The organism is Cupriavidus sp. FW305-46 (genome assembly GCF_058787075.1).
This window is the reverse complement of the sequence record NZ_JBYSZI010000093.1, coordinates 1-16,653: the sequence shown is the minus strand read 5'-3', so window position 1 is coordinate 16,653 and position 16,653 is coordinate 1. Positions and strand designations below refer to the sequence as shown.

The window sequence follows — 16,653 nt, the reverse complement described above, 5'->3', positions numbered from 1 at the left end:
GACTGGATCGGCGTGCAGGCGCCGGCGTGGGCGCTGCCCGCCAGCATCGCGGGCAAGGCCACGCCGGTCCGGATGCTGCCGGGGCCTGAATATGAAGACTTCGACGCGGCCTCGCAGGCCGCGCTGTGGCAGGCCGACTGGACCGTCACGCCCAACAGCAACCGCATGGGGCTGCGCCTGAACGGGCCCGCGCTGGCGCGGCGCGCCGAGCGCAGCGCCGACCTGCTCTCGCATGGCGTGGTGCCGGGCGTGATGCAGGTGCCGCCGGGCGGCCAGCCGATCGCGCTGATGGCCGATGCGCAGACCACCGGCGGCTATCCCAAGATCGGCGTGGTGATCGGCGCGGACCTGTGGCGGCTGGCGCAGGTGCCGCTGGGTGCGCCGGTGCGTTTCGTGCAGGTGACGCTGGCGCAGGCAGAGGCGGCGCAGGCCGAGCTGGAGCGCTACCTGCGCCAGATCGACCAGGCGCTGCGGTGGCAGGGCGATGGCATGCCCATCGCCGCGCGGCGGCGCGCACGCACGCGCGTGGCGGCATAGGCGCGCACGCGCAACATCAATCGGGCGACGCAGTGCGCCGCACAGGAGAATGGCAATGCAGATCGATTTGAACGCTGACCTTGGCGAAGGCTGTGCCAACGACGAGGCGCTGCTGGCGCTGATCAGTTCGGCCAATATCGCATGCGGCTGGCACGCGGGCGACGCGGCCACCATGCTGCAGACGGTGAAGTGGGCGCTGGAGCGCGGCGTGGCGATCGGGGCGCACCCGAGCTACCCGGACCGCGAGAACTTCGGCCGCACCGAGATGCAGCGCGACCCGGAACACGTCTACGCCGACGTGCTGTACCAGATCGGCGCGCTCGACGCGATCGTGCGCGCGCAGGGCGGCGAGCTGCATCACGTCAAGCCGCATGGCGCGCTGTACAACCAGGCCGTGCGCGACCCCGCGCTGGCCCGCGCCATCGTGCGCGCGGTGCGCGACTTCGATGCCGACCTGGTGTTCTTCGGCCTGGCCGGCAGCCAGATGATCGATATCGCCAAAGAGGCCGGCCTGCGCGTCAAGCAGGAGGTCTTTGCCGACCGCGGCTACAACCCCGACGGCACGCTGGTCAAGCGCGGCACGCCGGGCGCGCTGCATGAGGACGAGGAAGTCGCCCTGAACCAGACCCTGACCATGGTGCGCGAGAAACGCGTGCGCGCCATCGACGGCACCTGGGTACCGATTCAAGCCGAAACCGTGTGTCTGCACGGCGACGGCGCCCACGCGCTGGCCTTTGCGCGGCGCATCCGGGAACGGCTGGGCGCGGAAGGCATCGCGGTCCGCGCCGGCGACTGAGCACTCCGTCTCAACCGCCAGCATCCACTGCGGCCGGCGCCGTCGTGCGCTGACACGGCTGCCGTCCGCTCGCCCCCGTCACATTCGTTTGGTGTCTCTTATGGAACAGGCAGTCAATCTCTGGCCCCTTGTCGGGGTCGGCGTCATCATCATCGGCTTCGTGCTGCGCTTCAATCCCATGCTGGTGGTGGTGCTCGCCGCGCTGGCCACGGGGCTGGCCGCGCCGATGCCGCTGATGCAGATCTTCTCGGCGATCGGCACCGCCTTCGTCAAGGCGCGCAACCTGCCGCTGATCATCCTGCTGCCGCTGGCCGTGATCGGCCTGCTGGAGCGGCACGGGCTGCGCGAGCATGCGCAGGCATGGATCGCGCGCATTGCCTCGGCCACGGTTGGCCGCCTGCTGATCGTCTACCTGGGCGTGCGCGAGCTGACCGCCGCGATCGGCCTGACCAGCCTGGGCGGGCACCCGCAGATGGTGCGCCCGCTGCTGGCGCCGATGGCCGAGGGTGCGGCCGAGAACCGCTTCGGCCACCTGCCCGAGCCGGTGCGCCAGCGCGTGCTGGCGTTCTGCGCCGCCACCGACAATGTCGGCCTGTTCTTTGGCGAGGACATCTTCGTGGCCTTCGGCGCGATCGCGCTGATGCATACCTTCCTGCTGTCGTCGAACATCGACGTGGAGCCGCTGCATATTGCCGTGTGGGGCATCCCCACGGCGATCTGCGCCTTCCTGATCCACGCCGTGCGCCTGAAGCGCCTGGACCGCTGGCTCGAGCGCGAACTGGGCGGCAAGGCCGCCGCGGCCGCCGTGCCTGCCAAGAGCGCGGAGTAAGGAGCCCGCCATGATCGTTTCCATCGAATATCTCTACTGGCTCGCCGGCCTGGTGCTGGCGATCACCGCGCTGATGACCTTCGCCGACCGCGAGCATCCGCGCCGCCTCAGCACCGGCCTGTTCTGGCTGCTGTACGCGATCGTGTTCCTGATTGGCGACCGGCTGCCGCCGGCCGCGGTCGGCATCGGCGCGGTGGTGATGGCGCTGATTGCGGGCTTCGGCGGCGTCGGCCACGGCAAGCACCACAGCCTGCCCGAGGAAGAACGCCGCGCCAGTGCGCGCCGCCTGGGCAACAAGCTGTTCATCCCGGCGCTGCTGATCCCGCTGGTGACGGTGATCGGCACCATGCTGTTCAAGGACGTCAAGATCGCCGGCCTGCCGCTGCTCGATCCCAAGAACGTGACCTTTGTCTCGCTGGGGATCGGCTGCCTGATCTCGCTGGCGGTGGTGTGCTGGCTCACGCGCGACACCGTGGCGCAGGGCCTGCGCGAGTCGCGCCGGCTGACCGAGTCGCTGGGCTGGGCGCTGGTGCTGCCGCAGATGCTGGCGATGCTGGGCCTGGTGTTCGCCGACGCGGGCGTGGGCAAGGCCGTGGCGCACCTGTCCACCGCCTATATCAACATGGACTACAAGCTGGTGGCGGTGGCGGTCTATTGCGTCGGCATGGCGCTGTTCACCGTGATCATGGGCAACGGCTTCGCGGCCTTCCCGGTGATGACCGGCGGCGTGGGCGTGCCGATCCTGGTCGGCATGTTCGGCGGCAACCCGGCGGTGATGGCGGCGATCGGCATGTTCTCGGGCTATTGCGGTACGCTGATGACGCCGATGGCGGCCAACTTCAATATCGTGCCGGCGGCGCTGCTGGAACTCGACGACAAGAACGCCGTGATCCGCGCGCAGGTGCCGACCGCGCTGGCGATCCTGGTGGCCAATATCGCGCTGCTGTACTTCCTGATGTAACCGCGGAGCCCTGCCATGCGTACTGTGCTGCTGACCGGCTTCGAGCCGTTCGAGAATGAACCGATCAATCCCTCATGGGAGGCCGTGCGCGTGCTCGACGGCGAGCGCGTGGGCGACGCGGTGATCGTGGCGCGGCAGCTGCCGTGCGTGTTCGGCGCGGCGATCGATACCATCGGCGAGCTGGTCGACGTGCTGGGGCCCGCGCTGGTGATTGCCGTGGGCCAGGCCGGCGGGCGCGCCGAAATGTCGGTGGAGCGCGTGGCGATCAATGTCGACGATGCGCGCATTGCCGACAACGCCGGCGCCCAGCCGATCGATACCGCCATCGTCGCGGGCGGCCCGGCCGCCTACTTTGCCACGCTGCCGATCAAGGCGATGGTGCGCGACATGCGCGCGGCGGGCGTGCCGGCCTCGGTGTCGCAGACCGCCGGCACCTTCGTCTGCAACCATGTCTTCTATGGGCTGATGCACCGGCTGGCGCAGCAGCCGGATGGCGACGTGCGCGGTGGCTTTATCCATATCCCCTACCTGCCCGAGCAGGCGGCGCGCCATCCGGGCCAGCCCAGCCTGGCGCAGGAAACGCTGGTGAAGGGATTGCGCGCGGCGGTGGCGGCGGCGCTGTCGACCCGCGCCGATGTGCGCGAGCAAGGCGGGCAACTGCATTAGTGCCTATTCCTGCGTACCGGCCGCGGCCGCCTCACGGCGCGCCGCGGCTTTTTTCATGGCATGGCGGCGCAGGCTGACCTGTTCGAAGCGCCAGGTCACATAGCAGAACGCCAGGAATGGCCACAGCCAGCCCAGCCATTGCGCCAGGCTGTTGAAGTGGATGAAGCGGCCCATGCGCCAGCCTTGCTCCGAGATCCACGCATAGGGGTTGGATGGCAGCACATTGGTCAGCACCACCAGCACGATCAGCGCCACCATTGCCAGCACCGCGCGCAGCCAGCGCGGCAGGTACAGCAGCAGCGCCAGCACCAGCGAGCTGGTCAGCAGGGCAAAGCGGCCGCCCTCGGACAGCCAGACAAAGGCGCTCTCGGACGGAAACTGCAGTTCGGCCGCGGTGGCCTTGAGCAGCAGCGCCGCGGCCAGCAGGCCGGCCAGGATGCGCAGCATCGGCGCGCTGCGGCGCATCGCGATCGAGGCGAACAGGCCGGTGCCGACCCAGCTGCTGGCGGTCACCAGCGATTCCAGCAACTGCTGGCTCTGCATGTCCTCGGGCCGCAGGCCGATATGGTCCTGCCAGGCCTCAAGCTGCGGGAACACCATCTGCAGCGCCTGCATCGGCCAGGACTCCGGGTCGGTCAGCCATTCGCGCACGATGCCGCCCATGCCGAACAGGTGTTCTTGCGGAAACACCTGCGCAAACGGCCACAGCAGCAGCAGGATGATGGCAAAGCTGGCGTGCGGCTCGAACCACGCATGGCGCAGGCGGGTCAGGCGCCCGTCGTCGATCAGGGCCCGGGTGAACGGCGCCACCACCGCGCCTCCCAGCAGCGCGCCCAGCGCATTGGTGATCAGGTCGATATTGGAAGAGATGCGGCTTGGCAGCCAGGTCTGGAAGGCCTCCATGCAGGCCGCCAGCAGCGTCCCGGCCACCAGCGCCACCAGCGTGGCGCGCCCGCCCGACATGCGCGGATGCAGCGACAGCACCACCAGCGCGCCGAACGGGAAGTACCCCAGCACATTGGTCAGCAGATCGAAGTCGGTGATGTAGCGCGGCTTGGGCGCGCTCAGGAAGGCAAACGGCGAAACGCCGTTGTCGACCCAGCCCGAGAACGGGTACAGGCTGGCGTACACGACCAGCAGCGTGAAGCAAATCAGCCCCACCCGGGCCAGCGGCGAGTGCTGCGGGCCGGAGGCTTCCGGCGTTGACTGAGCCGCCGGGGGCGGCGCGGAGGGCGGCGGGGGAGCCGGCTCCATGGCATTTCTCCTTGCGTGTCTACTTTAGCTGCAGCGTGCCGATCCAGTCGAGCAGCGCCGCGATCACCGCGTCGCTGGCCTCGGCCAGGGCCTTGACGCCGCCGGCGCCATCGGCGCTGGCAGCGGGCCGGCGTGCCTCGAAGGTCTGCTGGCCGAGCATGCCATGCTGGAACACCGTGGCGCGCAGCCGCACCACGCCTTCGCTGGTGGTGGCGCTGTCGAACACCTGGTCGAACTCGATCAGGTCCACCTTCAGCGCCGGCACGCTGCTGTCGCCGAACCAGCTCAGCGTGCCGCGCGCGGCCACGGCCTCGCGCAGCCGCTCGTCGAACAGGCGCGTGGGCGACATCACCCAGCGCTGCGTGGCGTAGGCCTGCAGGCGCTGCGCCTGCGCATACTGCAGCCGGTAGAAGAGGGCGTTGCCATCCAGCCAGTTGGGCCCGTCGGTCTGCGCCACGCGCAGTTTGGGCAGCCGCGCCGGCGCAGGGTTCCCGTTGCCGGGTGGGGTGGCGGCCGGCGGGCCGAGGTCGTAGGTGACGGTGGGGTCGTTGCCGCGCGTCAGCGCGCAGCCTGACAGCGCCAGCCCCGCGGCGGCCAGCAGCAGGGCGGCCTGGAGGCGGGAGCGCGCGGATCGGAGCAAGCGTGGCATCTCGGTCGCAGGGTTCACGGCGGTATCTCGCGGTTGGCGGTATCGGGTGAGGGGCGGCATGCGGGCCGCGCTACGGTGCGCTGAAGCCCGGCTCGCCCGGACCCGGCGCGGGCGCGGGCGCGCCGAACAGCACGCTGCTCGGGCTTTCGTTGAACTGGCCGGCGGCGCGCTCGAAGGTGCGCGCGGTCTGGCGCGCGTCGCGGGCCAGGCCATTGAGCTGCGGCAGGGTCTCTTCGCTGAAGGTGCCCGCCGCGGACTGCACCGACGAGGCCGCGCCCTGCAGGTCGCGGCCGACGCTGTCGACGGTGCGCATCACCGTGCCGTTGGGGTTGGCCAGCTCCTGCGTCAGGCGCCGGGTCGATTCCAGCGTGGCGTTCAGGTTCTCGGTCACCTTCGGCAGCCGGTTGGCGGCCGGGCCCAGCGAATCGGACAGCCGCGAGTAGTCCTCGGCGGTCTTGCGCACCGAGCGGATCGCGGCCATCAGTTCGGCGCGGTTGGCGCCCTGGAACATGTCGTTGAGCGAGGCCATCAGCGTTTCAGTCTGGGTTAGCAGCGAATCGCCGCGCTTTTCCAGCTCTTCGAAGAAGCCGGGGCGCATGGCGATGCGCGCCACCGCCTTGGGCGAGGTCGGCAGCGGCGGCGAGGCCGTGGCGCCGTCGTGCGTAGCGCTGTCGTCCAGCTGCACGTAGGCGATTCCGGTCACGCCCTGGAAGCCCAGCGTGCCATAGGTGGTGCGCGTGATCGGCGTGTCCTTGTTGACGTTGACGCGCACAATGATCTGGCCCGGCACCTGCGGGTCGAACTTGATCGACTCGACCTTGCCCACCGCAAGCCCGCGGTATTTCACATCGCCCTGCGGCTGCAGACCGTTGACGGTGGAGCGTGTGATCAGGTCATACGGCACGCGCACCGCGTGGTCGGTGCTGAACCAGAAGATCGCGAACAGCACCAGCACGGCCAGGCCGATGGTGAACACGCCGGCAAGGAATGCGTGTGACTTGTTTTCCATCATGCTTCTCCAGGGGGCGGCGCATCCGGCTGCGCGTGCAGCTGCAGCGCCTGCATGGCGCGCTGGGCGCGCTCGCCCAGGAAATACTCGCGGATGAAGGGGTGGTCCACCTTCACCACTTCAGGGATCGGCGCCGCGGCGATCACCTTGTGGTCGGCCAGCACCGCGACGCGGTCGGACAACGCCACCAGCGTGTCCAGGTCGTGCGTGATCATCACCACGGTCAGGCCCAGTTCGCGGCGCAGTTCGCGGATCAGCGCCACGTAGTCGTCCGAGGCCATCGGGTCCAGCCCGGCGGTGGGCTCGTCCAGGAACAGCAGCTCGGGCTCCAGCGCCAGCGCGCGCGCCAGCGCCACGCGCTTGATCATGCCGCCGGACAGGTCCGACGGCATCTTGTCGGCATCGCGCGCCGACAGGCCCACCAACTGCAGCTTGAGCAGCGCGGCCTGGCAGATCAGGTTGTCGGGCAGCGCGCGCAGCTCACGCAGCGGCAGCGCGATATTGTCGATCACCGACAGCGCCGAGAACAGTGCGCCGCGCTGGAACTGCAGCCCCCAGCGGTTGCGCAGCGCCTGCAGCTGCGCCGGGCGCAGCCGGGTCGGGTCCTCGCCGAACACCTTGATGCTGCCCGAGGTGGGCCGCTCCAGCCCCACGATCTGGCGCAGCAGCACGGTCTTGCCGCTGCCGGACCCGCCCACGATCGACAGCACCTCGTCGCGGTAGACGTCCAGGTTCACGTGGTCATGCACCATGGCCTTGCCGAAGCGCTTGACCAGGTTGCGCACCTCGATGACCGGGGTGCGGTCCTTTTGGACCTTCCCGTCCTGGGTGGCGGTAGCTGGCGCGGCGCTCACAGGCCCACGTCCTTGAACAGGACGGCGAAGACCGCGTCGGCCAGGATCACGATGGTGATCGCGGTCACCACTGAGGCGGTGGTGCCTTCGCCCAGGCTTTGCGTATTGGGCTTGATGCGCAGCCCGAAGTGGCATGCCGTCAGGGCGATCAGGATGCCGAACACCACGCCCTTGCCCAGGCCCAGCCACAGGTTGGCTACCGGCACCGCATCGGGCAGCTCGCGCAGGAAGAAGGTGGCACTGATGCCCAACTGCATGCGCGCGGCCAGCATGCCACCGGCCAGCGCCATCACGTCGGTCCACGCCACCAGCAGCGGCATGGCGATGGCCAGCGCGATCACGCGCGGCATGATCAGCCGGAAGCCGTGCGAGATGCCCATCACGCGCATCGCGTCGAGCTCCTCGGTCACGCGCATCACGCCGATCTGCGCAGTGATGGCTGAACCCGAGCGCCCCGCGATCAGGATCGCCGCCAGCACCGGGCCCAGCTCGCGGATCACCGCCATGCCCAGGATGTTGACGATAAAGGTGCTGGCGCCGAAGGTGCGCAGCTGGTTGGCCGACAGGTAGGACAGCACGATGCCGATCAGGAAGCCGACCAGCGCGGTGATGCCCAGCGCCTTGTAGCCCACGTTGTAGATATTGGCCGAGATCTCGCGCCATGGGCCGCGCTGCGGCACACCCGCAAAGCGCAGCAGATCGAAAGCGAGCTGGCCCAGCATGGTGATGCCGCTGCGCAGCTGCGCGCCGAACGACAGCACGTTGGCGCCGAACAGCGTGATCGGGTTGAAGCGGTCCACCATGTGCTTCTTCCAGCCCTCGTCGTGCACCGCGGCGATGCGCTCGAATACGCGGCGCTGGCCGTCGGTGGCATCCAGCTGCTGCGGCAGCTGGCCGTTCCAGGCCTGCCACAGCAGATGCGCGCCGATGTGGTCCAGCCGCTCGACGTCTGCCAGCGACCACTGCGCGCCGTCCTGCGCCTGCGCCAGCTCGCGCAGTTGCGCGCGCAGCTGCCGCGCCTGGCGGCAGCCGGCCAGGGCGAGCGCGGTCCAGTCGCCACGCAGCGCTACGCTGACGGTTCCGTCCCCGCGCGTGATATGGAAGTCTGGCGTCGTCTGGCGTTCCAAGGGCATGCGATGTGATGGCCGAGTCTCGATTCTAAGCCACCCGCCCCGCTGACGCGACCGCGCCGTGCCGAGGCGGCGGCGCGGCTACAATGCGGCATCTGCCGCAGGCAGCCGGGCCGCACCCCGTCCCCGCCTGTGTTTTCTACGATCGCCATCGATCCCAACCCTTTGCCGCGCATGTCCGCCGTTCCTCCGACTCCATCCGACCCTTCCGCCCCATCCGGCGCCAACTGGCGCATCGATGCCGGCGCGCTGCGCGGCATGCTGTCGCCCGCGCTGAGCGACTGGACGCTGGAGCTGGTGGAGCAAACCGGCTCCACCAATGCCGACCTGACCGCGGCCTGCCGCCAGGCGCCGTGGACCGACGCCGCCAGGCTGCGCCTGGCTTACCGCCAGACCGCCGGGCGCGGGCGCCAGGGCCGGCCGTGGCAGGGGCAGGCAGGCATGACCTTCTCGGTGGCACTGCCGCTGGCGCTGGCGCCGGCGCAACTGAGCGGCCTGAGCCTGGCCGTGGGCCTGGCGCTGGCCGAGGCCCTGGGCGATGTCGATGCGCGACTCGGCGCACGGATCGGGCTGAAATGGCCCAACGACCTCCAGATCGATGGCCGCAAGCTGGCCGGCATCCTGATCGAGTCGGTGCCCGCCGGGCCGCAGCGGGTCTGGGCTGTGATCGGCATCGGCCTGAACCTGGTGCGCGACGCGCAGATGGAGGCGGCGCTGGGCCGCGAGCTGGCTGGCGTGGCCGAGGCCATGCCCGGCTTCGACGCGCAGCGCGATGCCCCGCGCCTGCTGGCCGCGCTGCTGGAACGGCTGGCGGCCATGCGCACCGCGTTCCTGGCGCACGGTTTCGGGCCGATGGCGCGGCGCTGGTCCGCGGCCGATGCCTACCGCGACCAGCCGGTGCGGCTGCTGCACGAGGGCAAGGTGATCGCCGAAGGCATGGCGCGCGGCGTCGACGAGGCTGGCCACCTGCTGCTGGAAACGCCGGCGGGGCTCGAGCGCATCGCCAGCGGCGAGCTGTCGCTGCGGCCCGCGCCGGGGCTGGGAGACAGCGCATGAGCGCGCCGCGTCTGCTGATCGATATCGGCAATACCCGCCTCAAGTGGGCCTGGTGCGAAGCTGGTGCGGCGCTGCCCGCCACCGGCGCGCTGCCCACGCCGTGGCAGCACGGCGGCGCGGTTACCCATGCCGACGCCGGCGCACTGCAGGCGCTGGCCGCTGACCTGCGCGCGCTGCGTGGCAGCGGGCCGATGCCGTCGGTGTGGATCAGCAACGTCGCCGGGCCGGTGATCGCGGCCGCCGTGGATGCCGCGCTGGCCGACGCCTTCGGGGCCTGTGCGCCGGTGCAATGGGTGCGCAGCGCCGCCGCGCACGGCAACCTGGCCAACGGCTACCGCGAGCCCACGCAACTGGGCGTGGATCGCTGGGTCGGCGCCATCGGCGCGCACCGCTGGCTGCCGCACGACACGCTGCTAGTGGTGACCGCGGGCACGGCCACCACGCTGGATATCGTCACGGCCGCGGCGGATGGCAGCGCGCGCTTCGAGGGCGGCCTGATCCTGCCCGGGCTGGCGCTGATGCTGGGCACGCTGGCACGCAACACCGCGCAGCTGCCGGCGCTGGACGTGGACGATGCCGGCACCGTGGCCGGCGCGCACCTGCGCTGGGCCGACAATACGCACGACGCCATTGCCGCGGGCTGCCAGGCCGCGCAGGCCGGCGCCATCGAACGCACCTGGCGCGCGCTGGGCGAGCGCGGGCCGGCGCGTCGTGCCGTGCGCTGCCTGCTGTCCGGCGGTGCCCGCGGCGCGCTGGCAGGCGCGCTCGCCGTGCCGTTCGAGATGCACGATAATCTGGTGCTGCTCGGCCTGCACGCGATGGCATCGTCCGGCGACTAGCCGCAGCGCAACTTCCCACACGCCTCAATCCGCCCCGACCCATGACCGCCCCAGGCCAGCCCGCCCGGCCACGCTCGCCACGCATCGTCCCGCTGTTGCTGCTGCTCGCCAATGCCGTGCTGCTGGGAGCGGTGCTGGGGGTGTTCGGCGCGAACCCGCTGGCCGGCTGGTTTGAAACCCCGCGTGAACCGCAGCGGCTGCAGCAGCAAGTTCGTGGGGAGCGGATGCGGGTGCAGGCGCCGGCGTCGGCACCGGCGGCGGGTGCCGCACCGCGCAGCGCGCTGCCGTCGGCCACGCTGGCGGCAGCCTGCATCGAGATCGGTGGCTTCAGCGCCCAGGCGGCGCGCCGTGCCACTGAAGACCTGGCCGCCGCCGCGCTGCGCGTGGAAGCGTTCGCGCGGCAGGAACAGGTGCGCTGGTGGGTCCATCTGCCCGCGCAGCCCACGCGCGAGCATGCCGAGCGCAAGCTGGCCGAACTGCGCCGGCGTAATGTGACCGAGTACTCGCTGGTGACCGCCGGCACGCCCGAGACCGCCACCTATACGGTGTCGCTGGGACTCTTCCGCGAGCGCGAGCGTGCCGAGCAGTATCTCGATACCCTGCGCGGCCACGGCGTGCGTACCGCCATGCTGACCGAGGCCGCGCGGCCGCTCACGCGGCAGTGGCTGCGCGTGCGCGATGCCGACCACGCGGCGCGTGCCCGGCTCGAGGCCATGCGCCAGCGCTACGGCGCCGAGGACGTGCTGGCCTGCTCCTGAGCGCCCTGGGCTGCCTTAGCTGCCCTGGCGCACCCTGGTCAGCAGCTTGGTGGTCGAGCGGTCGTGCAGGAAGGGGATGGCGTAGGCCTGGCCGCCCCAGCTGCGCACCAGCCGGGTTTCTTCCAGCGTGTCGATATCGTAGTCGCCGCCCTTGACGTAGATGTCGGGGCGCACCAGGCGGATCAGCTCCACCGGGGTCTGCTCGCGGAACATCGCCACCAGGTCGACCGATTCCAGCGCGGCCAGCAGCGCCATGCGGTCCGATTCATGGTTCAGCGGGCGGTCGTCGCCCTTGCCCAGCATCTTTACGGAAGCATCGCTGTTGACGCCGACCACCAGGCTTGCGCCCAGTGCGCGCGCCTGTGCCAGGTAGGTGGCATGGCCGCGGTGCAGGATGTCGAAGACGCCATTGGTGAACACCAGCGGGCGCGGCAAGGCGGCGATGCGCGCGGCCAGCGCGGCGGGGGTGTCGGGCAGGGTCAGCTTGGATTCGAAAGCGGGTACGGACATGGGGTCGGCATCGGAAAGTGGAGGCCGGCCCCTGGTCGGAGCCGGCGTGCTTGCCCGAGATGGTACCCCTTCTTGGGGTCCCCGCCGGCGGCGGGGTCCTGGTTACCCCGTCACGCACAGCCTCATGGCCGCGTCGTTGGCGACATCCCTGGCTGCCGGATCGGAGACCGGCCGGGCCTGCTGCACCGGCGCGGTGGCAATGCCGCGCAAGGTGCCCTGCAGCGCCTGCCGCACGGCGTCGATATGCGCGGCCTGCGCGTTGCCGCCCCAAGTGCCGCGATGCCACCGGGTAAATGGCGCTGCGGAGAATTGCCAGCTGCGGCTGGCGCTAATTCCGATGCGAGGCATTACACCGCGAATTAAATGAATTCGTAATGCTGGATTTACATCGAATTGAGGGCCAGGGTAATTGAAGCGTGATTTAAATATTCTATTTCCGGATATAAATCTATTCGATAAGCGGGCGCCAGGGATGGGTTTGCCGCCGCCGCGCGAGAGCGCGGCAGTGCGCGGGACGGGAATGGAGCAATGTAGTAACCGGCTACTACCTGCATGGCAGCTGGCTCGTTTATCATGCCAGGCGCTTGAATTTCCAGGACAAGGAAATCAGCATTGCAGAATACCCGCCACAGCCGGACCAGGTCCGGTGCGCCGCGGCGGGTCGCATTTGTCGGGAATGCGTCAAGGCAAAAGAAGGGAAAAGAAAAGCCCCGCTTCGGCGGGGCTTTTTTTCGTGCTGTCGGACTGGCCGCTCAGGCTTGCGCCGGCTGGGCTCCGCCCGTGCCTTGCAGGCTGGCGTTCAGTTCCTTGCGGTAGCGGTTCAGGTCCTGCACGGTTTCGAAGGTGCGTTCGAACAGCAGCGACATGTTGTGCAGGATCCGTTCGATGACCTTCTTCTCCCAGCCTTCGTCAAAGCGGATCTGCTCGTCCAGCCAGTGCTCGAGCCAGTCCGGGTCCGGCAGGCGCGACTGCACCGTGTCGTTGGGGAACAGCGCCTTGTTGACGTGCAGGTTGGTCGGATGCAGCGGCTTCTCGGTGCGGCGGGCCGAGGCCATCAGCACGCCGATCTTGGCAAAGGCGGCGCGCGCGCTGTCGCCGAACTGCGCCAGGTACTTCTTCATGTAGCGCAGGTAGGCGCCGCCATGGCGGGCTTCATCCTGCGACAGGGTGCGGTAGATATGCTTGATCACCGGTTCCGTGTGCCATTCGGCGGCGCGGCGGTACCAGTGGTTCAGGCGGATCTCGCCGCAGAAATGCAGCATCAGGGTTTCCAGCGGCGGAGCCGGGTCGAACTCGAAGCGCACCGCGTGCAGTTCTTCCTCGGTCGGCACCAGGTCCGGGCGGAAGCGGCGCAGGTACTCCATCAGCACCAGCGAGTGCTTCTGTTCCTCGAAGAACCAGATGCTCATGAACGCCGAAAAATCAGAATCGTGGCGGTTGTCGCGCAGGAACATCTCGGTCGCGGGCAAGGCGGACCATTCCGTGATCGCGTTCATGCGAATGGTCTTGGCCTGGTCGTCCGTCAGCATGCTGGCGTCAAAGGAGTCCCAGGGGATGTCCTTGTCCATGTGCCAGCGGACGGCTTCCAACGATTTGAACAGTTCGGGGTAGAGCATGGTAAGCCTTTGAAATTACGGGCAGATTCTACCAGATGCGAATTATTCTCTTCTCCTTTTTTAGTCCGGATCGGGGCAAATGCAACGCTTTTTGACGCGGATTGGCGCAGCGGGCTGCATATTGCGGGCGATCAGCGGAGCGCCGAGGCGCCAATGTGCCAGCCGCGGCGCCTGGCAGGACCCCATGTGCGGGCGGGTGCTCAGGGCGAAAGCGCGCGTTCGTCCACCGGCAGCGCGGCCGGTGGCGTGCCCGGGACGACGCCGAACAGGAACGCCGCCAGTTCGTCCGCCTGGGCTTCGGCATCGCGCTCGCCCAGTGCCATCAGGGCCTGGGTGAAGGCGGGTTCGAACAGCAGGTAGCTGGCGAAGGCGGCGCCGCGCGCCTCGGTGCCGCCCAGTGGCGCCAGCAGCGCGCGCACCGTGCGCGGCAGCTGCTTCTGGTGCTCGGCGGCAATGGCTTCGATCGGCTCGCTGGGGGAGATCGTCATCACCTGCACCGGGCGCCAGCCCTCGCGGTCGCCGGCCAGCTCCGGCATGCGCGCCAGCAGGCGGTTGATATGCAGCAGCCGTTCCAGGTCGGCGTTGAGCCCGTCCAGGAAGATGCTGGCCAGCGCCTGTCCGCCCACCTGCGCCAGCGACGGGTAGCCCCCGGCCGGCATGGTGTCGTACCAGCCCGAGCGCTGGCGCGAGGCTGCGCCGATCGCCAGCACGCGCGACGCGCCCAGGTGGATCGCCGGCGACAGCGGCGACATCTGCCGCATGGTGCCGTCGCCGAACCACTCATGGTGGCCGTCCAGCTCCAGCGGCATCGCCGGGAACAGGAACGGGATCGACGCGGATGCCAGCAGGTGGTCCACCGTGATCTGCGCCGGGATCGCAATGCGCTGGCTGCGGTGCCACGGATGGATGCGGTGGTGCGACTGATAGAAGGTCACGTGGCGCCCGGTGCTGTAGGACAGCGCGGTGACCGCGAAGGCCTGCAGCGCACCGCTGTCCAGGCTGGCCTGCACGCGCTCGGGCTCGAACAGCTCGCCCAGCATGCTGCCCAGCGGGGTGTTGTCGAACAGGGCGCGGGGCGCGCGCCGCTGCGTGGCCCAGCCCAGCGCCAGCGTGGACAGCCAGCGCGCACCCGACATGCCCACGCGCAGCACGTCGGTGCGGTAGACGTCGTCGGCATGGATGCTGTGCCACAGCGCCGCCAGGCTCTGCGTGGCGGCCTGGAAGTCCCCCGCCTGGATCGCCAGCCCGGCGCCGTTGATCGCCCCTGCCGAGGTTCCGGCGATGATGCCGAAGGGCATCGCGCCATGGCCCTTGCCGTGCCGCGCGGCAATGCGCGCCAGCCCGCTCAGCACGCCAGCCTGGTAGGCGGCGCGCGCGCCGCCGCCCATCATGATCAGCGCGGTGGCGGCGGGGTTGGGTCCGGATTGCAGCGCGCGGTGGGGGGGCGGGAAGGACTCGCGGTGCATTGCGTTGGTGTGGACGATTTGTCGGGTATCTGGCGGTCAGGCTGCGCTGCTGCCGTTGGCGCCGTTGCTGCCCCCGTTCTTGCCATTGTCATCGCCGTTGCCCGCGTCCTTGGCCGGCTTTGCCTTGGCCGCCTTCTTGGCCGGCGCCTTCTTTACCGGCGCTTTCCTGGCGGCAGGCTTGCCCGTGCCGGCGGAGGCGGCCTTGCCAGGCGCGTCCGTCTTCGGCTTTGCAGCCGCCGCTTGCGCTGCGGCGTCGGGGCCGGCTGCGGCGCCGAAGCCGCCCACGCCGCCCATGCCGAACGGGGCGATGCTGGCCGCGGCGGCGCTGCTGGCGATCTGGTTGAACTGCTGTTGCAGCAGGTCCCACCACAGTGCGGCATTGGGCGGCAAGGCGGAATCGGTGTCGCTTGCCGCAGCTTGCGGGTGCTCGGCGGCAGGCGGCTCCGGTTGCGCACCGCTGCCGGCATCCGCGCCGGCGGCGCGCTCCGGCGCAGCGGCGCTGGGCGTGTTGGCCGCGCGCGCGACGTTTTCCATGGCGGACTGCATGGCCTCGGGCGACAGCGCGTTGCCGAAGGTCTGCAGCGCCACCAGCGTGGCGCGCTGCACTTCCAGGCCCTGGATGGTGGTGCGCAGCAGGTTGGTGTTCAGTTGCAGCCAGCTCTCCACGGCCTTCAGGTCGGCAATGCGCTTGTCGAGGTCGTCGAGGTCCATCGGCGGCGTCATTGCCTGCAGGCCGGGCATCATGCCGGCGGGCATGCCGCTGCCGCTGCCCCACAGCCGGCGCATGAAGTCGAAGCCGTTGGTGAAATCGGGAATCTGTCCGAACATGGTCGAGCGCTCCGTGTGCGGCGCAGCCCCGGGATTGGCCAGGAGGGCCCGTCGGGCCGGCGGCTGCGTCGTCGTTACCTGAACTGTGGCGGCCGCTTCTGGCGCAGGCTCGCCACGCCTTCGTGCACGTCGGGGCCGGCAAAGCCCATGAATTCAAGCGCCAGCGAGGTATCGAAGGCGGGGCCGGCCATGCGCAGCCAGTTGTTGAGGGCGTACTTGGTCCAGCGGATCGCGGTCTGCGACCCGGCCGCCAGCCGGTTGGCCACCTCGAACGCGCGCGCCACCAGTTCGTCCTCTTCCACCGCCAGCGAGACCAGGCCGATCCGCTCGGCTTCCTCGCCGCTGACCGACTCGCACAGCATCAGATAGTACTTGGCCTTGGCCATTCCGCACAGCAGCGGCCACACGATCGCGGCATGGTCACCCGCGGCCACGCCCAGCCGGGTATGGCCGTCGACGATGCGCGCGCTCCTGGCCGCGATCGAGATATCAGCCAGCAGGCCCGCCACCAGCCCGGCGCCGACAGCGGGACCGTGCATGGCGGAGACCACCGGCTTGTCGCAGTTGATGACGTTGTAGACCAGGTCGCGCGCCTCGTGCCAGACGCGGGTGCGGGTCTCGAAGTCGTTGGCCATGTCCTCCACCAGCGCCAGGTCGCCGCCGGCGGAGAAGCCCTTGCCCTCGCCGCGGATCAGCGCCACGCGCACCTCGGGGTCGGCGGATACGTCGCGCCAGATCTCGGCCAGCTCGCGGTGCATGCTGGCGTCCGCCGTGGCCAGCTTCTGGTTGGCCGACTGGGCCGCGCCCATGATGATTTCGAGGATGGGGCCGTGGCGGCGCAGCGTCAGTGCGCGATAGCGCTCGTAGCGGGGGGAGAGGGGGGTGGAGTCAGCGG

At 69.7% G+C, this 16,653-nt stretch carries 19 protein-coding genes; 8 read left to right on the top strand and 11 right to left on the bottom strand.

The annotated features are described in order from the left end of the window. From AC3WON_RS29170 to pcp, 5 genes are all read left to right on the top strand, one after another. Positions 1-537, top strand: a 537-nt coding sequence (locus AC3WON_RS29170) for a 5-oxoprolinase subunit C family protein (protein WP_492353299.1), incomplete at its 5' end; no start/stop codon positions are given. A gap of 55 nt (positions 538-592) precedes the next feature. Further along, positions 593-1,333 (top strand): 5-oxoprolinase subunit PxpA, encoded by a 741-nt coding sequence (pxpA, locus tag AC3WON_RS29165; RefSeq protein ID WP_492320790.1) that lies wholly within the window; start codon positions 593-595, stop codon positions 1,331-1,333. Between the two features lie 100 nt (positions 1,334-1,433). Continuing rightward, the gene (locus AC3WON_RS29160; protein WP_492320789.1) at positions 1,434-2,162 is read left to right on the top strand and encodes a DUF969 domain-containing protein; all 729 of its coding nucleotides are present in this window, start codon (positions 1,434-1,436) and stop codon (positions 2,160-2,162) included. A 10-nt stretch (positions 2,163-2,172) separates the two neighbouring features. After that, positions 2,173-3,123: a DUF979 domain-containing protein gene (locus AC3WON_RS29155; protein ID WP_492320788.1), complete on the top strand. Its 951-nt coding sequence runs from the start codon at positions 2,173-2,175 to the stop codon at positions 3,121-3,123. Positions 3,124-3,138: 15 nt separating this feature from the next. Next, positions 3,139-3,789 carry a pyroglutamyl-peptidase I gene (gene pcp / locus AC3WON_RS29150; RefSeq protein ID WP_492353298.1) on the top strand — a complete coding sequence of 217 codons (651 nt, stop codon included), beginning with the start codon at positions 3,139-3,141 and terminating at the stop codon, positions 3,787-3,789. A 3-nt stretch (positions 3,790-3,792) separates the two neighbouring features. Here the strand turns inward: pcp and AC3WON_RS29145 are convergent, their stop codons facing one another. The 5 genes from AC3WON_RS29145 to AC3WON_RS29125 form a co-directional block, all read right to left on the bottom strand. After that, a complete protein-coding gene (locus AC3WON_RS29145) occupies positions 3,793-5,043 on the bottom strand; it encodes a VanZ family protein (protein ID WP_492320786.1) in 1,251 nt (416 codons plus the stop codon). 19 nt (positions 5,044-5,062) lie between these two features. Continuing rightward, positions 5,063-5,692, bottom strand: a complete 630-nt coding sequence (locus AC3WON_RS29140; RefSeq protein WP_492320785.1) for an ABC-type transport auxiliary lipoprotein family protein — start codon at positions 5,690-5,692, stop codon at positions 5,063-5,065. A gap of 70 nt (positions 5,693-5,762) precedes the next feature. Then, complete coding sequence (locus AC3WON_RS29135) at positions 5,763-6,704, bottom strand: MlaD family protein (protein ID WP_492320784.1); 942 nt, start codon at positions 6,702-6,704, stop codon at positions 5,763-5,765. Beyond that, complete coding sequence (locus AC3WON_RS29130; protein WP_492353297.1) at positions 6,701-7,555, bottom strand: ABC transporter ATP-binding protein; 855 nt, start codon at positions 7,553-7,555, stop codon at positions 6,701-6,703. Before AC3WON_RS29130 ends, AC3WON_RS29135 begins: the two co-directional genes overlap by 4 nt. Further along, entirely contained in the window at positions 7,552-8,688 is a 1,137-nt protein-coding gene (locus AC3WON_RS29125) for an MlaE family ABC transporter permease (protein WP_492320782.1), read from the bottom strand. The genes AC3WON_RS29130 and AC3WON_RS29125 overlap by 4 nt, the downstream gene beginning before the upstream one ends. 171 nt (positions 8,689-8,859) lie before the next feature. Between AC3WON_RS29125 and AC3WON_RS29120 the strand changes: the two genes are divergently transcribed. Genes AC3WON_RS29120 through AC3WON_RS29110 form a run of 3 tightly spaced genes read left to right on the top strand, consistent with a single transcriptional unit; the run spans position 8,860 to position 11,338 of the window. Continuing rightward, the gene (locus AC3WON_RS29120; protein ID WP_492353296.1) at positions 8,860-9,741 is read left to right on the top strand and encodes a biotin--[acetyl-CoA-carboxylase] ligase; all 882 of its coding nucleotides are present in this window, start codon (positions 8,860-8,862) and stop codon (positions 9,739-9,741) included. Beyond that, positions 9,738-10,580 carry a type III pantothenate kinase gene (locus AC3WON_RS29115; protein WP_492353295.1) on the top strand — a complete coding sequence of 281 codons (843 nt, stop codon included), beginning with the start codon at positions 9,738-9,740 and terminating at the stop codon, positions 10,578-10,580. Before AC3WON_RS29120 ends, AC3WON_RS29115 begins: the two co-directional genes overlap by 4 nt. Positions 10,581-10,621: 41 nt before the next feature. Continuing rightward, on the top strand, positions 10,622-11,338 hold the full coding sequence (locus tag AC3WON_RS29110; protein WP_492320779.1) for an SPOR domain-containing protein: 717 nt from the start codon (positions 10,622-10,624) through the stop codon (positions 11,336-11,338). 15 nt (positions 11,339-11,353) lie between these two features. Here AC3WON_RS29110 and rfaE2 read toward each other — a convergent pair whose 3' ends face one another. The 6 genes from rfaE2 to AC3WON_RS29080 form a co-directional block, all read right to left on the bottom strand. Continuing rightward, positions 11,354-11,848, bottom strand: a complete 495-nt coding sequence (rfaE2, locus tag AC3WON_RS29105; RefSeq protein ID WP_010811504.1) for a D-glycero-beta-D-manno-heptose 1-phosphate adenylyltransferase — start codon at positions 11,846-11,848, stop codon at positions 11,354-11,356. Positions 11,849-11,950: 102 nt separating this feature from the next. Next, positions 11,951-12,196, bottom strand: a complete 246-nt coding sequence (locus AC3WON_RS29100) for a hypothetical protein (protein ID WP_492320778.1) — start codon at positions 12,194-12,196, stop codon at positions 11,951-11,953. Positions 12,197-12,600: 404 nt separating this feature from the next. Next, positions 12,601-13,464 carry a ferritin family protein gene (locus AC3WON_RS29095; protein ID WP_340525810.1) on the bottom strand — a complete coding sequence of 288 codons (864 nt, stop codon included), beginning with the start codon at positions 13,462-13,464 and terminating at the stop codon, positions 12,601-12,603. 200 nt (positions 13,465-13,664) lie between these two features. After that, complete coding sequence (locus AC3WON_RS29090) at positions 13,665-14,930, bottom strand: patatin-like phospholipase family protein (protein ID WP_492320777.1); 1,266 nt, start codon at positions 14,928-14,930, stop codon at positions 13,665-13,667. A gap of 36 nt (positions 14,931-14,966) precedes the next feature. Beyond that, positions 14,967-15,758: a polyhydroxybutyrate granule multifunctional regulator PhaM gene (phaM, locus tag AC3WON_RS29085; RefSeq protein ID WP_492353294.1), complete on the bottom strand. Its 792-nt coding sequence runs from the start codon at positions 15,756-15,758 to the stop codon at positions 14,967-14,969. Between the two features lie 74 nt (positions 15,759-15,832). Further along, the coding region (locus AC3WON_RS29080; protein WP_492353293.1) for an enoyl-CoA hydratase/isomerase family protein at positions 15,833-16,653 on the bottom strand (821 nt) is incomplete at its 5' end.